Source organism: Aquimarina sp. 433 (genome assembly GCF_054054605.1).
Genome location: NZ_JBSWZK010000006.1, coordinates 122,075 through 142,024 on the forward strand (window position 1 = coordinate 122,075; position 19,950 = coordinate 142,024).

Annotated in this window: 12 protein-coding genes; 5 read left to right on the forward strand and 7 right to left on the reverse strand. The window is 33.1% G+C overall.

Translation table 11 applies throughout. The features are described 5' to 3' along the window. Positions 1-22: 22 nt before the first annotated feature. Complete coding sequence (leuB, locus tag ACWNT5_RS13810; RefSeq protein WP_299605895.1) at positions 23-1,081, forward strand: 3-isopropylmalate dehydrogenase; 1,059 nt, start codon at positions 23-25, stop codon at positions 1,079-1,081. A gap of 219 nt (positions 1,082-1,300) precedes the next feature. On the opposite strand, the gene ACWNT5_RS13815 is transcribed toward leuB, so the two are convergent. Beyond that, a complete protein-coding gene (locus tag ACWNT5_RS13815) occupies positions 1,301-2,119 on the reverse strand; it encodes a dolichyl-phosphate beta-glucosyltransferase (RefSeq protein ID WP_456517651.1) in 819 nt (272 codons plus the stop codon). 203 nt (positions 2,120-2,322) lie between these two features. Here ACWNT5_RS13815 and ACWNT5_RS13820 point away from each other — a divergent pair, with 203 nt between their 5' ends. The 3 genes from ACWNT5_RS13820 to ACWNT5_RS13830 are packed head-to-tail and all read left to right on the forward strand — an operon-like array spanning position 2,323 to position 8,182. Then, positions 2,323-5,409, forward strand: a complete 3,087-nt coding sequence (locus tag ACWNT5_RS13820; protein WP_456517652.1) for a hypothetical protein — start codon at positions 2,323-2,325, stop codon at positions 5,407-5,409. Beyond that, positions 5,409-6,641, forward strand: coding sequence for an Ig-like domain-containing protein (locus ACWNT5_RS13825; RefSeq protein WP_299605889.1), 1,233 nt, complete (start codon positions 5,409-5,411; stop codon positions 6,639-6,641). Before ACWNT5_RS13820 ends, ACWNT5_RS13825 begins: the two co-directional genes overlap by 1 nt. A gap of 14 nt (positions 6,642-6,655) precedes the next feature. After that, complete coding sequence (locus tag ACWNT5_RS13830) at positions 6,656-8,182, forward strand: glycoside hydrolase family 2 TIM barrel-domain containing protein (RefSeq protein ID WP_299605887.1); 1,527 nt, start codon at positions 6,656-6,658, stop codon at positions 8,180-8,182. Positions 8,183-8,259: 77 nt separating this feature from the next. Here ACWNT5_RS13830 and ACWNT5_RS13835 read toward each other — a convergent pair whose 3' ends face one another. The 4 genes from ACWNT5_RS13835 to ACWNT5_RS13850 form a co-directional block, all read right to left on the reverse strand. After that, the gene (locus ACWNT5_RS13835; RefSeq protein WP_456517653.1) at positions 8,260-9,483 is read right to left on the reverse strand and encodes a glycosyltransferase; all 1,224 of its coding nucleotides are present in this window, start codon (positions 9,481-9,483) and stop codon (positions 8,260-8,262) included. A gap of 121 nt (positions 9,484-9,604) precedes the next feature. Next, positions 9,605-10,834, reverse strand: a complete 1,230-nt coding sequence (locus ACWNT5_RS13840; protein ID WP_456517654.1) for a sugar isomerase — start codon at positions 10,832-10,834, stop codon at positions 9,605-9,607. Continuing rightward, complete coding sequence (locus ACWNT5_RS13845) at positions 10,824-11,123, reverse strand: STAS domain-containing protein (RefSeq protein ID WP_299605881.1); 300 nt, start codon at positions 11,121-11,123, stop codon at positions 10,824-10,826. Before ACWNT5_RS13845 ends, ACWNT5_RS13840 begins: the two co-directional genes overlap by 11 nt. Before the next feature lie 28 nt (positions 11,124-11,151). Further along, entirely contained in the window at positions 11,152-11,448 is a 297-nt protein-coding gene (locus ACWNT5_RS13850) for an STAS domain-containing protein (RefSeq protein ID WP_299898335.1), read from the reverse strand. An 870-nt stretch (positions 11,449-12,318) separates the two neighbouring features. Here ACWNT5_RS13850 and ACWNT5_RS13855 point away from each other — a divergent pair. Continuing rightward, positions 12,319-14,391: a tetratricopeptide repeat protein gene (locus ACWNT5_RS13855; protein ID WP_456517655.1), complete on the forward strand. Its 2,073-nt coding sequence runs from the start codon at positions 12,319-12,321 to the stop codon at positions 14,389-14,391. 129 nt (positions 14,392-14,520) lie between these two features. Here ACWNT5_RS13855 and ACWNT5_RS13860 read toward each other — a convergent pair whose 3' ends face one another. Next, on the reverse strand, positions 14,521-18,480 hold the full coding sequence (locus ACWNT5_RS13860) for a DUF6923 family protein (protein WP_456517656.1): 3,960 nt from the start codon (positions 18,478-18,480) through the stop codon (positions 14,521-14,523). A gap of 259 nt (positions 18,481-18,739) precedes the next feature. Beyond that, entirely contained in the window at positions 18,740-19,345 is a 606-nt protein-coding gene (locus ACWNT5_RS13865) for a matrixin family metalloprotease (protein WP_456517657.1), read from the reverse strand. Positions 19,346-19,950: the final 605 nt, after the last annotated feature.

Consider the following 19,950-nt stretch of genomic DNA (forward strand, 5'->3'; position numbering starts at 1 on the left):
ACTATAAATTAGAATTAACAAAATGGAATTAAATATCGCGCTACTTGCCGGAGATGGTATTGGACCCGAAGTAATCGATCAAGCTGTAAAAGTATGTGATGCCGTTGCAAAGAAATACGACCACAAAATTAACTGGACATCCGCATTAACGGGTGCAGCTGCTATTGATGCTGTAGGAGAACCTTATCCTGATGAAACCCATGAAATATGCACCAACGCAGATGCTGTATTGTTTGGAGCTATTGGTCATCCTAGATTTGATAATGATCCTTCAGCAAAAGTACGCCCAGAACAAGGATTACTAAAAATGCGTCAAAAACTTGGATTATTCGCTAATGTACGTCCTACATTTACATTTCCGTCATTAATAGATAAATCTCCCTTAAAACAAGAACGTATAGAAGGAACTGATTTAGTTTTCTTACGTGAATTAACTAGCGGTATCTATTTTGGAAAAAGAGGAAGAGAAGACAATGGCGAGACAGCTTATGATACTTGTACGTATACCCGTGAAGAAGTAAAGCGATTAGCCAAAAAAGGGTTTGAAATGGCAATGGCTCGTAACAAAAAATTATGTTGTGTAGACAAAGCTAATGTATTAGAGTCCTCTCGTTTGTGGAGAGAAACGGTACAAGCCATGGAAAAAGACTATCCAGAAGTGGAGGTTAGCTACGAGTTTGTAGATGCTGTTGCAATGAGATTAGTTCAATGGCCAAATTCTTATGATGTATTAATTACTGAAAATCTATTTGGAGATATTCTTACCGATGAAGCTTCTGTAATATCTGGATCTATGGGGTTGATGCCCTCCGCATCCCTTGGAGAAAAAACATCTTTATTCGAACCAATTCACGGATCTTATCCACAGGCCGCAGGAAAAGATATCGCCAATCCATTAGCTACCGTATTATCTGCTGCTATGATGTTCGAAACTGCTTTTGGGCTTCAGGAAGAAGCGCAAGCTATTAAAAATGTTGTAGATAAGTCTCTAGAGGAAGGGATTGTTACCGAAGATTTAGCTGGTGATGCTAAAGCCTACAAAACCAGTGAAGTTGGAGATTGGTTGGTGAAACACATATAAATTACAAAACCAGCTAACCCGTTCCAAAAGTTAGCTGGTTTTCACTTTAACTATGCTTGCGGTAAAACTCCATTTCTTATTTACTTAACCCATTATTTACTAATATTCTACAAACAGTACCTTACCGCAACCTCAACTTATGTAATTTTCTATTTCATATAGTATAATTTTGTATTAGATAATTATTTCTCTTTTTTTATTCTTGATTATTGAAGAATACTATGCTGCAATTGGCTGCGTTGTATTTCCATATATTTCCAACAAAGGCTCATAAGTAATAGAAGGATTAATGGTAAATGTTGATATCACATTATAATTAAACCAAATCAAGATTAACCGATATGGAATTTCTAAAGAATCCTTCAACCCTAATTTAGAATCTTCCATATGCACCCATCTTTTTAAAGGCTGTTCATATATCGCTTTGGTTATTTTGGATTTTCCAAAATACCGTTTCATTCTAATAAACATTTCTACATCAAAAAGCCATTTACTCAAAAAGCTCTCGGTAAATAGAATAGGTACTAATTCTGCCTTATAAACTTTTGCTCCACATTGTGTGTCGCTAATGGACAAACCCACGATCAAAACAATTAATATATTTATTACTTTAGAGATCAGCGCTCGTATCTTATCTTTTTCTATGGCTTTAGATGCATTTTTAGCTCGAGAGCCAAATACAAAATTCAATTCATTATTTATTTCCAAAGTTTTTACCAAATCTCCAAAATCTTCAAAATCAGTAGAGAGATCAGCATCTATAAAACCTATATAATCTATATGATGATTACTGTAAAAATATCTGGATCCTGATCTTACAGCGGCAGCTTTGCCTCCGTTTTTTTTCATATCTATAATACTCACCTTGGATGGATTTACTTCTTGTATTTCTTTTAGCACTTGGATGGTGTTGTCCTTACTTCCATCATTCACAAAACATAAATAATATTCATTCTCTTGTTGTACAAATTTGATAAACGCATTTTTATTTAATCTTTTTTCCTCGTTATAACATGGTATAATAATTCCAGTTTTCATGATACATTCTTTTGGGTTTCAATTCAAAAGTATGCTGAAGAAGCACCAAAAATTGGACTATTTCGATCACTGAAAAAAAGCTATCGACGAATGGTTTTTTTCTAAAGACATACCACTCGTCGAAACCAAAAGCTTTATTGTATATTTAGTTTTAGGAAACTTTCCGTTATATTTAAAGGGAAGTTTCCGCTTACGGTAATTGGATGGATAAAAAAAACACAAACAAATATTTAATTAGTGCAATACTTATTGGAATCTTATTCCATGGATCTAGTATCTTCTTTACCATAGAAACTACTTATGACGCCTTAATCCATCTTTTCTTTGCCGATCACTATGCCAATAGCTGGTTCGATCCATGGAGTTATAGTTGGTATACCGGTTTTACTGTTCAGGGATATCCTCCGCTGGTACATCAAAGCATTGGACTGTTTTCATTAATCGGCGGACTTAAATTTGGTCTTTTTTCTGTGGCTTTCATTGCTATTTTGCTTTTTATAACTGGAGTATATCGATATTCTCTTCTAATAACCGGTAAAAGAAATGTAGCGGGTTATGCTGCTCTTGTTGCAGTATTTTCATCTTCTTTTGTAGAAACCCTTCATATCTTCGGACAACTGCCAAGTATTGTTGGTGTTTCCGTTTTAATGCACGCATTACCCGAAATATATTTATGGATCAAAACTGGTAAGTATACCTATTTAATTAGAGCATTTAGTCTGTTAGCTGTAACTGTTACCTCGCATCATGTGACACCTATTTTTGGAATGGTATTTTTTATCTTTCCGTTAATCGGTATGGTAATCATGGATAGTGCAAAAGACAAGGTTGATTCCTATCGTGCAGTGCGATTTAAACATTTTCTACAAACTTTCTTTAAGCTGTTTTGGAGAATTGTAAGTTTTGGTTTCGGCTCTCTACTTCTTATTATTTTTTGTATCCTACCCTACTGGATTAATACCAAAAACAATCCTATCACCCAGGTTCCTATTCCTCATGGTTCAAGAGATAATTTCTTAGAAGTTACTTCTTCTGGATTGGTGTTTTTCACAATTCCTTGGGGTATCATTTTATTTATTTTCCCCTATTTATTTTATAGATATTATAGTAAACGATACCTGTTTTTTGGCCTTTCACTTACCTTATTAAGTATTCTAGGAACTGGTGGCACCACTCCAATCCCAAAAATGATGTTGGGGGATAATGCCTTTAATATTCTTACGTTGGATAGATTTACCCTTTGGGGTTCTATTATGGCACTTCCTATATTCGGTGAATTTTGTTATCGATTTATCGAAGGTGATATAAAAAATAAAATTCAACAAAAATTTGGAAGCGTGTATCACCGAATCCTCGGAGGAGCTTTTGCTGGAGCTTATATTTTTGTCTGCATTTTTACGATGAGTTTGGGTTATTTTAGACCTTCGCAGCCACAGAAAATTAAAATGCTTCCTATCTTAAATTTCCTAAAACAAGATCAACACGATCACTGGCGATACCTTCCGTTGGGGTTTGGCGATCAGATGGCATGGCTTTCTGCGCAAACGAATGCCATGACCGTAGATGGTAACTACCACTCTGCAAGAAGACTTCCCGAACTAACATCGAGAGCCGTAGAACGATTAGAGAATTCTAAATTTAGAGGCGTAGAAGGCATTGGCTCTTTACAGCAATTCTTAACTGTACCAGAGAAATACAATCTCAAATACGTATTTTCCAATGATAAGTTTTATGATCCAGTTCTCTTCTTCTGTGGTTGGCAACGTCTAAGACAACTAGAAAACGGGATTATGGTATGGGAAAAACTAAATGTTCCACCCATTCCTAATATCATCCCTAAAGATGATGTGGCATTACCTCTAAAATTAATGTGGGGACTTATTCCTGTAACTACTGTACTTATTGCCTTTATCATCAACATACAATTCATTTGGATAAGAGCCTTAAAAACAAAAGAACGAAGTCTCCTTGACTTTTATAATTATCGTATTCAATATGATGACTTTAAAAATTATATGATCCGTCTACAACATATTTGGGTTGTTTTTCTCTTAGGTGTGATAGCTTTTGGTTTTTATATTTTCTATCTCAAAAATGCCACACAAATTAGTCCAGAAAACATAGTCAAATCCTATTATGATGCGCTGGATTTCAAAGAATTTAAAAGAGCTTACAGCTATATAGATCCCGAAAGTGATAAAAAGGAAGAACAATATATGCTAGAAATAGCAGTAACGGATGGTTTATTAAGTTCTTATGCCAAAATGGATGAGATTACTGTTGATATTTTGGAACAAACAGATAGTACAGCAAAAGCCAAAGCTACTACCTACTGGATTACTCCATTAGAACGTATTGATAAAGTATTTTATCATGAATTGGTGAAGCATAAAGGAAAGTGGTTTGTAAAACCTCCTAATTATGATCTTGATATTCCACCGGATCAATTGTTTTCGCAAAACAAAACACAATTCTATAACCATGGAAGAAGACGAATCTCTTCTGAACAAACTTTCCATGAAGATGTATTGAAACAACCAGTGCTGGAGGTTCTGAAAGCCAATCTAATTCAGAATGACACTACCTATACCATTGTAGGTGAGATACAAAATGTTGACAATGTGCCTGCAGACGTAGTTATAAAAGCAACTTTATACAATAAGGAAAATGAAGAATTAGCTATTTATAATGCTAAAGATCAAATAAAACACAAACTTGTACCTAAAGAGATTACCAGTTTTAGAGTTAATTTTGAAGGAATTGCTTGGATGAATTCTGATAAACCTAAAACTTTTAACCCAGATGAATTTACAGCTATTGAACTCGCTGATATACCGACCACTTTTAATTTGCAATGCGCAGGAAATGTTGCTACCACTGATTTGTACAAAGGACTATCGATCTCTGAAATTAAAATAAGTGACAAGAAAGTTAGAGGTATTTTATTCAATTCCGGTTTACAAGAAGTTACTATACCTCAATTAATTATTTCTTATTACAATAGCAATAAAGAACTCATTTGGGTTGATCATTCGTATGTAAGAGAAGGTATCCGACCTCAACGTAAAAAGGTGTTCGAATTTGAATTAAAAGAGTTAGAATGTATCAATTCCTTAAGTCAGGATATGGAAAATATTTATATAAATGGATTACCTAATAAAGCAATCAGTCATAAAGTAACACCTAATAGACGAATTGAACAAGATGATTATATCCTCATCCCTATCGAAGGCAAAGGATATGATTATATAAAAGTAGAAATAAACAATTATATCGGAGCTCCTTATTAATGAAATTAAATATTTATCCATATCTATTAGTTGCAATTGTATTGGTTTTTGGATTTACGATCCACACAACCCATACGGATACTGTTATGGATAAGGAAATTGTTCTATTCGATGCAAAAGATGAATATACCGCCGGAGAAGAAATCGTTTTAAAATTTAAATACGATACCATAGAAAATTTGGTATTAGCAATCCAAAGTTCTTATGGCACTACATTACTTACACCAGAAAAACAACATGATTTTGTAGTTTTTAAAATCCCAGAATTTGTATCTAAAAAGAGAGGAATACTTAATTATCATCTCGTTAAAAACAAAAAAAACATATATACTGGAGAATGCTACATTACTGCGATGACTGATATAAAAGAACCATTAGAATCCTACTTAGGTCCTCCAAGCATTACTGCAGGAGGTACTGATTACAGTATGCTTTCCATCATTGCTTCAGATCGCTATGATAATCCTGTGAAGGATAGCACTCTAATCGTCGTCAAACATCAATTCTTAGACAAAGAAATTGACGATGATATTTACAGTAAAGATTTTATCGTTTGGAAAAACATATTTTCCTATGAAAAATCTGGAAGAATACTGGTAAGTGCAAATTTGGATAACATCCCTTCTAAAGAGTTTTCATTAGATGTATTTCCTTCTCAAGGACAGGATTTTGAATTATTTGTGAACACAAAACATAATTATGCTGACGGCAATCAAATTGCAGAATTTTTTACCTCAACAATAAAAGATGAATTTGGGAATATTATCAGTGATGGTCGTATTGTAGAATTTAGTATTCTAAAGGACAATAAAGAAAGGTTACGTACCTCAGGAACTACCATAGATGGTGTAGCAAGAGGCTTTATGGTGCATCCTGATCAAAAATCCACCTGGAATGCTCAGGCTTTTATTCCTGAAATGGCAGAAAGCAATAGTATCGAACTAAATTTTGAAGCTGCCGTTTCTGATTATAAGGTCATTTTTAAAGAACAAAATAGAACTATAGAAATTGGTCCTATTGTAAGTTTCATGGATCAAATCATACCAGATGGAGCTCTAATCACTTTGGATATCTATCAGAATGATCAATTAATTGAAAAGTTAACTGAATTTTCATCCAAAGGATTTGTGAATTTTTACGTATCTGAGGATTTCTTTCCAAAGGGAATTTATACCTTAGAGATCAAGGGAATGGGAGTACATAAAAAATATGATCGCATCGAATTAGAATGAAGAAAAAGAATAAAATGATATACAGGTCTTTCATCATCACATCATTTATTGCTATAAATGCCTTAATCCTTTTTGGAATAAGTCAAACGTTATCATTTCTTAGTACTGGTGCAGATCGTTCTATGATGCTACATATCGGTGTGAAAAATAAGCAAGCGTATATTCCCAAAGTCGAATGGAAAGACACTATAAATCCTGCACGACCGATCGAAAAACAAACCATGTATGATATCCAAAAAGATTATGTGAATTCGTGGTACGTTAGAAACGTAGGATATGCTACTTATGACTCCTTAGGTATTTTTGATTTTTATACCGAAAGTGCCCGAAAGAACTTAGTTGATGGAATTCATTTTAATAAGACAAATGACGTGCAAATTTTGAGTACTACATTAGATCATCATCTTGCTCTGGACTTTTATAGCGCAGATGGGCAGCTAGTAGTATTTGAAGATCAAAACGTAAGATCTTACACCCAAAGTTTTAAAGAAAACAACTTGCAATATGAAACTACTTCTATATCGAGTTACAAAATTGCAATGCTTCTTGAGGATGGGTTTTGGAGAGTACGACATATTGTAAAACAACCTAATATCACAGTTATTGACACCAATACACAAAAAGAATCTCCATATGTTCGAGGAAATCAAATCATCGTAGACAATAAACCTTATCAAATAAAAGGTATCAATTATTATCCGCAAGAAACTCCATGGAATATGTTTGGTGAAGAATTTGATATTGATATTATCCAAAAGGATTTTAAAATTATCAACGATGCTGGATTAAATACCATCAGAATATTTGTTCCTTACGAAGATTTTGGAAAAGAATATGTACTAGCAGACAAACTCATAAAGCTAAAAGAAGTGATGGATCTGGCAGAAAAGAATAGTCTAAAAGTCGTACTTACCCTCTTTGATTTTTATGGTAATTATGATATAAACGATTGGACCTTTACGCATAGACACGCTGAGCAAATCGTAAGTAGTATCAAAGAGCACCCAGCGCTTCTTATGTGGGATATAAAAAACGAACCTAATCTTGATTTTGAAAGCAGAACAAAAGAAACCGTTCTTGCCTGGTTAAAAGAAATGATTCATCAAATACGCACTATAGATACAGAACATCCCATAACCATTGGTTGGTCTTCTATAGAAACTGCAGATATTCTGAGTGAAGATGTGGATATTGTATCTTTTCATTATTATAAAGATTTGACTCAGTTTCAGGATATCTTTAAAACTATATCTTCTTTAAAAAAACCTTTAGTATTACAAGAATTTGGGTTGTCTTCTGACAAAGGGTTGTGGGCTCCTTTCGGGAATAATGAAGAAGATCAGGCAGCGTACCATGAAGCATTTTTAAAAATCATCCAACAACATGAATTACACTATTTATCTTGGACATTGTATGATTTTAATAAAATCCCAACAGATGTAGTTGGAAGATTGCCTTGGAGAAAAAATGCACAAAAGCATTTTGGATTTATTGATGCAGATGGAAATAAAAAAGATGCTTTCCAATTTATTAGTTATTGAAAAACATCTTTTTGAAAAAAACATCAAAACACTTAATTATTATGGCTTAAGTCATTCTATTAAGACAATGACAGTACTTAAACCGATATTCCTTGTAATTCTTTTTCCTCTTTCTTTTTCTTACTTTTTCCGTTTTTAATACTTTTAAATGAGTCGATATACATTTTAGTTATCCTACTCATTGGAAATGCGGTAGCTGCTTGATAATTTGCTTTTGCCAATTGATTCCTATATGCTTTATCTACCACGATCTTTTGTATTGCTGTAGCCAAACTATCCGTACTTTGAGGATCAAAAAACTCTCCTCTATATCCTTCTTCTTTTACTAATATGCTAAGGTCTCCTAAATCCGGCATTACCACTGCTTTCCCATAGCTTCCTGCCTGATGTAGTACTCCAGAACTTCCAGTAGTAGATGTATATGGAAATACTACCATAGCACTTTCTCCAAAAATTACTGGCACATCTTCTTCTTCTACATAACCTGTAAATGTTAGCTGTGGTGTATCCTGATATTGTTTTTGTACATTTTCTAAATACCCAGGTGTATTCGGGTTATCGGTTCCAGCGATAACCACTTCCAGATCCGCTCCGGTTTCTTTTCTCACTTTTTTAACAGCATCGATTAAGATTTCTACTTTTTTATAAGTCCCAAACTTTCCGAAAGTCATAATTTTCAATGGTCCTTCTGGTAATTCGTACGACGGTTCTTTGGGGATTTCGAAAGTTCCATGAGGAATCAAAACCACATTCTTCGCGTTATATTTTTTCTCTAATATTTCTACGTATTTACTAATCGTTACTGCAACACGATCAGAAGCTAAAACAAACCTTGTTAAGACTGTTCCAATAAAATTAAAAATTGCTTTTAAAAAAACATTGTTTGTAAAACCAGCTTTGCCTAGATCTACCTGTTCCATGATATTATGCAATAAGACAATCGTTGGTATCTTTTTCATTTTGCATAAGAACGGTAATAGCAGTCCTAGTGCCGCAACTATCTTTTTATCTCCGAACTTCATAAACTGAAGGTTGAATAAAATAGCTTCAGGTTTTGTCTCTTTAACTGCTTTCATGACAGTTCTAATACTCTTATAGCTATTAAATTTCCAACATTGTTTTACAATAACGCTACAACCTTCTGTTTCAAAATCTAAATTTGCTTCTTCTTCGGTAATATCAGTTAATAAAACTAATTCTGTAATTTCTGCTTGCTGTCTAAAATGTTTTACTAAATGAAATGCATATTCATTTAGAGTCACCTTACTTGGTGGATATGCTGTTACGATTGCTAATTTCATGTGTTTTGATTGTATGTTGATGTAAATTTCTTTTTTATTTATCTATTTGTCTTTTAATATTCGTTGGGTTACCGTTTTACTTCGATCAATAACATTTTTACTTCTTTCATCTATTTCTTTACTACTTTTTAAAAAAGAAGTATATCAACTGAATTACTAATAAAACTGCCATCGCAATTATCTGCACAACCACCACTTCTAATAAAGAACTATGAAAAAATACGATGAGTAAAATCTGTGAAATTCCTAATAAACCAGAAACGACTACAGGCATATATTGATCCAAAGACAAAAAATAGTACGCGAATATATTAGACACCGCAAATAATGCTGTTGCTACAGCGTATTTCCATAATAAAGGAGCCATAGATAGGTATGCATCACCAAATAATAAATGAATCGCTAATTCTGGAAATAGATAACATCCTAAAACAACGACAGATGCCAGCCCTACTACATAACCAACATATTTAACCAAAATTGGTGCAGTAGCTTCTCCTAGTTTTTTCTTTTCTATAACCGCTGGTAGTAATAGCATTACAAACATCCAGGTAACAAAGTAGACCACACGTCCGATTAATGCTAAAGACGCGTATAATCCTGCATCATATTCTGGGAAATAATGCTTCACTAATAAGATATCACTATTATTAATAATGATCTGAGTCAACTCATAAAATGCAGTAAGCACAAAAAACTTACTGATCTGACTAGACTGCTCTTTACTTAGTACATTCTTTACCTTAAGCACAAAGTGTTCTTTCTTAAATGGTAATAACCCAAAAAAGAAGGATGCAAAGATTCCTATGACTACTAAAATTGATGAGCTTACGGTAGTGATGGTAAAAATCAATAAAAGTGTAATGGCTAATCTACTAAACATCTCTCCCTGATAGGTCCAGGCAAGTTTTTCGAATCGTTTGGTACCTTGATAAAAACCACGATTTACACTCATGATAAAGTACACAGGTACTCCCAATCCAAAAATGGTAAACATCAAAGAAGATTTAGTATTAAATAATTGCTGTAACTCTCCTGAAAATACAACCATGGCAGCTCCAATCACAATACCCGTAATGCCTGCATATTTATAAATAAGAGCAATGAAACTTTTAAAAGTAGCATTCTCAAATAGTACTGAAAATTTAGCCGTAGCTAATTGAAAAGTCATAGCAACAAAGGATAACACTAACAAAAAAGTGATCAACAACGCTGCATCTGCAAACATTTCTGGACCAAGAATTCTTCCTAACAATAAGTTATACAGATAATTCCCAGCATTCACTACGATAACACTAAGCATAAATTTTTGCTCTGATGTTAGTTTTGGAACCAATGTGCTAATAGTCATTTCTAAAAATATGGTTGAGTTTATTTGATTTTAAGGTCATAAACACCTTCTTATTTTTCTTTCCTAATACAAATAATACTTTCTTTCTACGCTGCGCTTTGGCATAAATGCCTTGTAACACCTGTAAAGCTTTTTTATCTATCTTCTTTACTTTTTTTAGACACATTACTACTTCTTCATAGTGATCTAATAAGTAATTAAAATGATCTTTTACCTTATGGACATTCTCGGAAGTAAAATCTCCTACTACTTCCATGCGTCCTCTTACATTATTTATTTCTAATTCCATTTGGGGCTAATTTTGGGATTAGTAATAATTACAGAGACTCCTTTCTTATAACATAATTTACTTTACCAAAGGCCTTTTTTATAATGGCATTCTCTGCTCCAATCAAATAGAATATCTTATTGTTTTTAACTGCTCTTCTGTATAAATTGCTAAGCACTTGGATTCCTTGCGTATCAATCCTCTTTACCTTATCCAAGGATAATACGATTTGCTCTGACGAAAGCATTAATTGTTCGAAATGATTCTTTACAGATAAAGCGTTTTTACCTACTACATTTCCTTCTAGTTCAAAAATTCCGTATCGGTGTGTTATTTTTAGGGCCATAATAATTTAGTTTTTGATTACTCTCAATATCTTTATTCTTTTCTACAATATTCTCTTGTTTTAGACCAGATACTTTTTATGATCGACGAATGACAAATATCATTAGATGAAGTATTTACCATCAGCGCCATTTTAAAACAAACATCTATGGTATTGTGCAATAGAACTATATACTATCATAGATTGGTCTAAAAGTTTTTTAAAGAATACATAACATATATTTTTAAATCATATACGTTCTTCAAAAGCACTTTAGTAAAGGATTTCTTCATTCCAAAACTTTTGCTAGATCCTATAAAACTATGTGTCGCGAAAAGGAATAATGATGTGGATTGTATTCATTGTTGTTTAAGATTTTGGGGCCTTGCTTTTATTTGTTGTAAAAAACAAGGTAAAAGTGTTGTTGTTGTTATAAATTAATCATTTTAATTTCTACTTTCTTCGAAGGGCAACCGAAGATTTATTCTTTTAATTTATGACGACTGAGTTGAGCATAAATAACTATGAATCAACTTACTGTAAAGTTAAATGTATTATCTTTTAAATAAATACTGTAAAACCGTAATTTTAATAAGGTTTTAGCAAGACACTATGTATTACAACGGTTTTAAATGCCTTTAATCGATAAAATTAACATTTAATTAACTTTTAAAAGCAGAAAAAACCTCTTTTTACCTCTTTTTTTAACATTTAAAACTGAGTCTTTTTTTTCAAAAAGGGAGAATTCCGTAATTTAAAGTTGAATATTCCCTCAAAAAAAGTGCGTTTATATTTTTAATATTAACTCAAAAACCTAACTTACAAGTATTATATTATAAGGAGAATTTATCTTCAAAAAATATTAGTAACTTGTTATTCCAAATACGGTATATGAACAAAAAAATACTTTTGGTTTTCCTTCTTTTTATAATAACCTTGACCAATGGTCAAGATATGAAAGAAGGGTTTGGTTATCTAGAAAATGGTCGCTACCAAGAAGCCAAGTCCTTTTTTGAAGGTATCCTTAAAAATTATCCCGATAACAGAACTGCAAAATTATGTTATGGGCGCGCCGTAGGACTATTAGGAGAATCGGAAAAAGCAGTTGCTCTTTTTACAGAACTAAAAAGTATATATCCAGATGACTATGAAATAAAACTAAACTATGCAGAGTCTTTATTATGGAATAAGAATTATGAAAAAGCGGAAACCTACTATCAAACTATAGTGGAAGAAAACAATACTAGTTTTGCAGCGGTACTAGGATACGCCAATACGCTTTCTAACCTAAAAAAATATCCCCAAGCGCTGGAGACTGTGAATAAAGCATTATCGATACAAGCAGGAAATCCAAATGCGCTAATTTCTAGAAAATACATTAGACTAGGATATGCTTTCACACTATCCCAGAATAAAGAATACGAAGAAGCATTAAACCTATTAGAGCAAAATCTAAATGATTTCCCTGAAGATAAAGACACCTTGCTAAATCAAGCTAATATCTATATCATTCTAGAACAGTATGATAATGCAGAAAAAGCTTACCATACAATCGCTACAAACCCTAAAGATAGTATTACCTCTTTACAAGGACTATCGTTAGTATCTCACAAAAGATTTAAAGAAAAGAAAGCATTAGAACAGGCAAGTGAAGCACTTCTTAAAGCGAAAAAATTATCTCCGTCAGACGAGAATCTTCTGATATCATCCTACGAACGCTATATCCAGGCCTTATTCTGGAATAAAAAGTTTAAAGAAGCAAAGAGCACATTATTAGAATTTGAAAAACAATATCCAGAAAGTACTAACCTTTTAAGTTTACGAGCTACTTTAGGAATGTATACTAGTGATTTTGGACTGAGTCTGGATCAATATCAAAAAATTCTTGCTAAAAGTGAAAGTTCATTCGATGGTAATTTGGGAATCGCCAATGCATATAGAGCATCTGGTTTAGACATGAAGTCTTATGAATTTGCCTTTAAAACTTTATTCTTTTATCCAAAACAACCCGATGCAGAAAAACTAATCGCTACCTTAAAAAAATCTCATACTCCTTTTATAGAAAATAGGACGGCATATACTTTTGATAATGGCAATAATGAAGCCATAAGTACTAATTTTAATACCGAAATACCACTATCTCCAAAACTAAAAATAAGAGGTAGCTATTCTTTTAGAACTACAGAAAATACTGAAACAGGTAGTAAAGCCGAGTCCCAAGAAGCTCTAATTGGGTTGGATTATAAATTTGGAGGCAGGATAGGATTAAAAGCAAATCTTGGATTTAATGCATCTGATGCAAATATAACCAGTTATACAGGTGTCATTGGTGAAGTGATTATTAGCACCAAACCTTTCAGACTTCAGAGTTTAGATTTTGGTTACAAAAGAGAATTACAAAATTTTAATGCAGATCTTATTGATAGAGAAATTATCATGAATAATTACTCCATAAATTATAACCTTGGTACCAACATTAATTTAGGATGGTATACTCAGGCCATATATACAACTCAATCCGATGATAATACTAGAAATTTATTGTTCACTTCATTATACTATAATATTTTAAACAGACCTGTTCTAAAAACCGGTATTAATTATCAGTATATTTCTTTTAAAGATCAAGTACCAACCATTTATTTCAGTCCGTCATCATTTCATTTAGTAGAAGTTTTTGCTGAATTGTTGAATGACCAGAATAATGATTGGTTTTATAGTTTAAGTGCAGCTGTAGGACGCCAGTTTGTAGAAGAAGATCCTGCTTCTACTACCTTTAGAGCAGAAGGAAAAATTGGTCATCATTTTTCTGAAAGATTTATGGCTCACATTTATGGAAAGTATAGTAATATAGCTTCTGCAACTGCTGCCGGTTTTGAATTTACTGAAATTGGTTTTAAACTAAAATGGTACTTCTTAGAAAAACCGCTTTTTAATAAAAAGATTGAAAAATTAAGATTGTAATTTGATTACCATTACGAATAAAAAATTAAAAGATTTCCATAAGGAATAAAGCATAAAAAAATAGCGAGGAAACAACACCTATCCTCGCTATTCTTAGTAGACCCCAAAAACCCAACCGAAATCAATACTCTATTTTTTCATAAAACTTCCTTGGTAACTTTTCTTATGATCATCGGATACGATATACTTATATACTCCTGCTGTTAACTCTTTTCCGTCGAATCTAGCTACATTAGGAGCTACCATTTCTAGTTGTTCATTTCTTACTACTCTTCCTAGCATATCAACTACTGTAATTTGAATATTTCCTTGCATTGTTTCAGGCACTCTAATAGAAGTGGTCATCTGAAATGGATTTGGATAATTCATTACTTTGGTAAGCTTATCCTCAATCTCATACTCATCTACACTTAGTACAGAGCTGTTCGTAAATGCTACTTCTGTAATAGCGACATCAAACAGTTCGAAGTTTTGATAGTCTCCTTGTACAGAGAATACAATACTTCTTACATCTATAACTTCTGTACTTGCTCCTTGTCCATTCACAAAATCTGAGAAAGCTATTGTATGCATTTTACTTTTAGCACCTGCTTTTACAGTATATCTTAATCTATTATTCCAATCTACAAGATCTTTTGTTACTAAGATTACTTCAATGTCTCTGTCTGTATTCATTTGGAATTGTAATGCATCATAAGCTTCTACATTCAATGTACCTTCTCCTGCTACAATATTTCTAAAGATATTCATTGTTTCTTTTACTTCTCCGCTCACTGCAATGCCTCTTTCTATCGTATAGTTCTCTTCTGTAGCTCCTTCTATTTGTTCTAACACTTCGAATGTTTCTATAACCACTCCTTCTTCTGTATAATCAATTCCCCAAGGACCATCTGCAAGGTATAATGCATCTAGTTGCGTAGATTCTGTTCCATTTACTGAGAATCCGATATCGAATAAGAATCCTGTTGCTACTTTGATTTCTTCTCTATACTCGCCAGACAATGCTATTGCTTGGTTCAATTGTACTTCTGCTGATAATTCAGTTCTTCTAATATTTCCATTAAAGTCCATCGAAGAAGCTCCTGTTGTATTTACTATACTTAATGTAAGTTCTCCATTTGTATAGTTTCCTTTTTCTACATACACTGTCGGAATTCTATCAGCTACTTCGTGACTTCTCATTGGCTTTTCTGCTATAAAAGTATCTAAAATATGATTCGCAATATTAGCTACTTGTGCTACAGAACCGCCCCACACCTGGAAATTGGTATAATCTCCTTCTGGATAGCTATCTATATTCCAAAGGCTATAAATTTCATTTTCTGATTCTCCTTCTTTGATCGAGAATGTAAGTGCGTACTCAATCTCACCAGAAGCTCTCTCAATTCGCGTACTAATAATCGTATGGTTTCTGATAGCTACAGTTCTTAAATCTAACAATTTAGACCCGTTAAGACGATCACAGATTGTTTTAGAATGATCATATATCTTACCTGTAGTAGAAGTTGCTAAAGCAGCTGCCACTCTTTTTTCGTTATTATAATAATCAACTGAAAATACTGTATTTGCATTTGTAATTTCTAATAGATCTTCTGGGCTAGACACATAGGCCGACTCAGATCCTAACACTCCTGTTGCAGGGAAATATGTACTTAAGTTTCCATTCTTTTTTGAATTATAAGAAACTAGTCCTGGCTGAAAGCTTCTCTGCGATTTTTTAGTATTAAAAATCGAATTAGATTTTGTTCTATTAAAGTTACGCTTAGCAATTAAGCTAGCTAAATCTCCGTTACTTTCTAATCCTCCATCATTTGCCGATGTAACATCTGTGGCACTATTAATATCTGCATAATTATCCGTTTTCATTGCTGAGTTTGGACTTGCAGTAATATAAAATAAAGCATCGTTAAAATCCTGATCACAAGAGGCATAATCTCTTCTAATATCTTCGAATCCAAGAATGATTCTATTAGAATCTGGATCGTTTAGCAACACGTTATGGTATCGTAAAGTTTCATTACTTTCTGGATTGTAATCTGGATTAGAGTATAATTGCCAGTTTCCTGTATCTACACATCCATCTTTCCATGCATCTGCTAATAATACCCATCCAATACCTGTATTAGGAGGAAAACTTCCTATTTTTACTTTATCCCCTATTTCTAACTCGCCTCCGCTACCTACAGCAGATACATTTGGGAATATTATGGTAATATCTTCTGGCTGCGGAACGGTAGTATATGGGTTGTCTGCATCATACGTATAGAATCCAAGTGTATTTTTATATCCAGCTCCCTCTCCTACGAAGGTTATCCAAACTTCTGCATTTTCTTGTACTACCACATCCGTATCATACCCTGATGAGATATAATGAGGATTAAAATCAGGAACTGGATATCCTTCGGGCAATGCATTATTTATCATATCTAGAGTTTCCTGAGAAACCACATCTTGTCCGTCTAGATATAATGGCTTCCCGTTAGCATTAAATTCACCTAAATAGTTATAACGATCACAAATTGCTGGTATAGGAAAACTAGCTGGTGTTTGGCCACCGTTTTGAGGGTCAAATTTTGTTTTTCGTTGATCAAAGTGATCATCTAATCCATCATTATCCGAATCTACTCCAGAAGCTACCGTTTCTGCTACACCATCACCATCACTATCATAAGCTTCTATATGATCTGAAATCCCATCATTATCAGAATCCGTATCTAAATGATCATACGCATCTGTGTTGTCCGTATTTACAGTTCCATTTGTAGTTCCACCAAAATCAGGATCGAAGTTATCATCCATTCCGTCAACATCTTCATCGTTACCCGAAAGCCCTAAAAAGGAATTCTCTTCCTGACCTTCTATTAGGTCTATAATTCCATCATTATCTGAATCAACGTCATAACAGTCATATACCTGATCATTATCTGTATCCAAAGGAATAAATTCTATACCTAACTGATCTACATCATAGGTATCAGCGATACCGTCATTATCTGTATCCTGATAGTTTGTATCTTGATTATTATAAATACCATCATTATTAGTATCATTAGCTCCTCCACCTGCTTCTACGATATCATAAATACCATCATTATCAGAATCGATATCTAAAAAATCTGGAATTCCATCTCCATCTCTATCAAATGCATCTTGTACTACATTATCTCCATTACCGCTAATGTCATTATCTAAATAATTAAACATACCATCTCCGTCGATATCTCCATAAGGATCCATACCATTGCACTCTACTATATTTGATATTCCATCACCATCACAGTCTGCATCCATAGAATCCAAAATTCCATCTGCGTCTTTATCTAAAGGAGAAATACCACTTGCACATTTAAAACCGTCATTGGAATTGGTAGTTTCTGTTAAATTTAAAAGAGTTGCCGAAGGATTAGCTCCCTCATAATCATTGATTAAATATAAACCTCCGTTATTATCTGAGAAATATAATCTATTAGCTGAATCCGCATAAGCCGCTCCAAATGTGCTGGATGGTAAATTGGCTACCGATTTACTAGAAAACACAGGAGTTCCTGAAGATAGATCCCATTTAAAAATCTTACCTCTACTACCTCCGTAAAAAGCTCCATTGACATAAACGATATCTGCACACGTACTAGGCGCAGTAACATCTGCTTCTACAATCTCGAATTGTGGCGAATAACTACCATCATAATCTTTAAGATTTATTATTTTATGGAAAGTTCTTTTTGTATTATTTTGGAATACCCACAAGTTACCATCTGGATCTACATCAGCTGCATATCCACCTCCAAAAACTGTAGTTCCGTTTGGAGCAACTGCTCCTAAATCTATCACCATATCTTTTGCGATACGTAATAAGTGTTTATCACTCTTCTTAATAGCATATAAGTAGTTATCCACTACGTTATAACCACCAGCGTTATAAGTATCATAAGAATGTAAAGCTTCAGAATAAGAACCTGTAATAGGATCGTAGGCTTTCATTGATCCAGAGATTACCTGGTAAAAAGTTCCATCGTTACATTCGAACGTTTGTTGGGCATTTGCTGCGAAGCAAATTAAGGCTAATAAAAGGGTAATAGTATTTTTCACGGCTTTAAATATTTGGTTTCTATATCTCAAAAGTATTGAAGATGAAGCCTCTAAAAAGAATTACTCGATGAATGGTATTGTTGATTAGGTGAGTGGTTTTCTGACCTCGATAAAGGTAAAATGTGCTTAAAACAATTTAAAAAACGGTAGGAAGAGATCAAAATCCTACCGTTTTAGGTAAACATAAAAATCGAAACACATTATTTTATTATACTCTTTATATTAATTACTAGGTTTATCAGTAATAATATCTATTAGGTTAGTTGATACTTAAAATCTTATTATACATCGTATCTACTTGATCACTATCAAATTCTTTACGTAAGTAAGGTTTTACTCTGCACATAATGTTTCCTTCTACCTCTTTGTGAGAAAGTCCTAATGCATGCCCTATTTCATGTGGAGCAGTCGTAGTGAATAAAAATTCATCAGTTATTAATGCTCTTTGCTTTAGTCCAATTCCTGCAATAGCAACTGTATTTGTTCTTGGAATGATATATATATTCATTCTATCTTGTCTATAAGAATCCTGAGTTTCTGTATTGAATACCGAGGATTCTTGATCTCTGTTATCCTTAAGATCGTATAACTCGCTATTAATAAGAACTCTGGATTCTCCCATCTCGAAACCAATGTTATGTCTATTAAAAAAACAACCATTGATAAAATCCATAAATCTAGTTTCGTCTATTGCGTACTTTGACTGATTGTGGTTTTTTGAAGGAACTACATAGATAATATCAACTAATAATTTTGCTGATGGATTATCCATAAATATTGGTTCTATAGATGTTGGAACGTAGTCGTCTTCTACAGCACATGAAGGTAATAAGAACAGTAAAAATAAAAACAGTAAATATCTCATAGCAAATGTCTTTTTAGGGTTATTAGTAAATAAAAAATAGAACGTGGAATCATAAAGTGCGCATACCATATTTTTCCTACAATGAAATTACTTATATAACCGATTAACGGTTATATTTTTCGATGAACGGTAGATATTTATCGACGAAATGTAAGTTATTGTGTACGAAAATTTTCGTCGAAACTCGATTTATGGTAGTAATTAACTGTTTAACAGCAGCAAACTTTCGGTAAATGGCATTCGTCTTGTTTAACCATCGATTTTATAAATTCGACAAACTGTTTTTATATACAAGTAATTCTAGTAAACGATCTTCGAACTGCACGATAATTTCAATCATTTAAAAGAACAATTTCAAGATGAATTAAGGATAATGAAAAGTTTATAGTACGTTTATTTATACAAAAGAGATACTTTAATACTAGAATAGATGCATACATTTTTTTATTTCTACTATCTCAGTCACTGGAGGACTTTTGACTTCTATCCTTTAAAAAGAAGTAATGATAATGATGAGGCCAACTTGTTAGGTAGAAAAGGGGAAGATGCTTTTCCAAAACAAAAACTACAACTATTTTATCATAAGAATATATGTTTATAGTTTC

Bases quoted from the DNA above. Each gene is read 5' to 3' on its own strand.
- leuB (WP_299605895.1), top strand. From the start codon at position 23: ATGGAATTAAATATCGCGCTACTTGCCGGAGATGGTATTGGACCCGAA.
- ACWNT5_RS13815 (WP_456517651.1), bottom strand. From the start codon at position 2,119: ATGAAAACTGGAATTATTATACCATGTTATAACGAGGAAAAAAGATTA.
- ACWNT5_RS13820 (WP_456517652.1), top strand. From the start codon at position 2,323: ATGGATAAAAAAAACACAAACAAATATTTAATTAGTGCAATACTTATT.
- ACWNT5_RS13825 (WP_299605889.1), top strand. From the start codon at position 5,409: ATGAAATTAAATATTTATCCATATCTATTAGTTGCAATTGTATTGGTT.
- ACWNT5_RS13830 (WP_299605887.1), top strand. From the start codon at position 6,656: ATGATATACAGGTCTTTCATCATCACATCATTTATTGCTATAAATGCC.
- ACWNT5_RS13835 (WP_456517653.1), bottom strand. From the start codon at position 9,483: ATGAAATTAGCAATCGTAACAGCATATCCACCAAGTAAGGTGACTCTA.
- ACWNT5_RS13840 (WP_456517654.1), bottom strand. From the start codon at position 10,834: ATGACTATTAGCACATTGGTTCCAAAACTAACATCAGAGCAAAAATTT.
- ACWNT5_RS13845 (WP_299605881.1), bottom strand. From the start codon at position 11,123: ATGGAATTAGAAATAAATAATGTAAGAGGACGCATGGAAGTAGTAGGA.
- ACWNT5_RS13850 (WP_299898335.1), bottom strand. From the start codon at position 11,448: ATGGCCCTAAAAATAACACACCGATACGGAATTTTTGAACTAGAAGGA.
- ACWNT5_RS13855 (WP_456517655.1), top strand. From the start codon at position 12,319: ATGAACAAAAAAATACTTTTGGTTTTCCTTCTTTTTATAATAACCTTG.
- ACWNT5_RS13865 (WP_456517657.1), bottom strand. From the start codon at position 19,345: ATGAGATATTTACTGTTTTTATTTTTACTGTTCTTATTACCTTCATGT.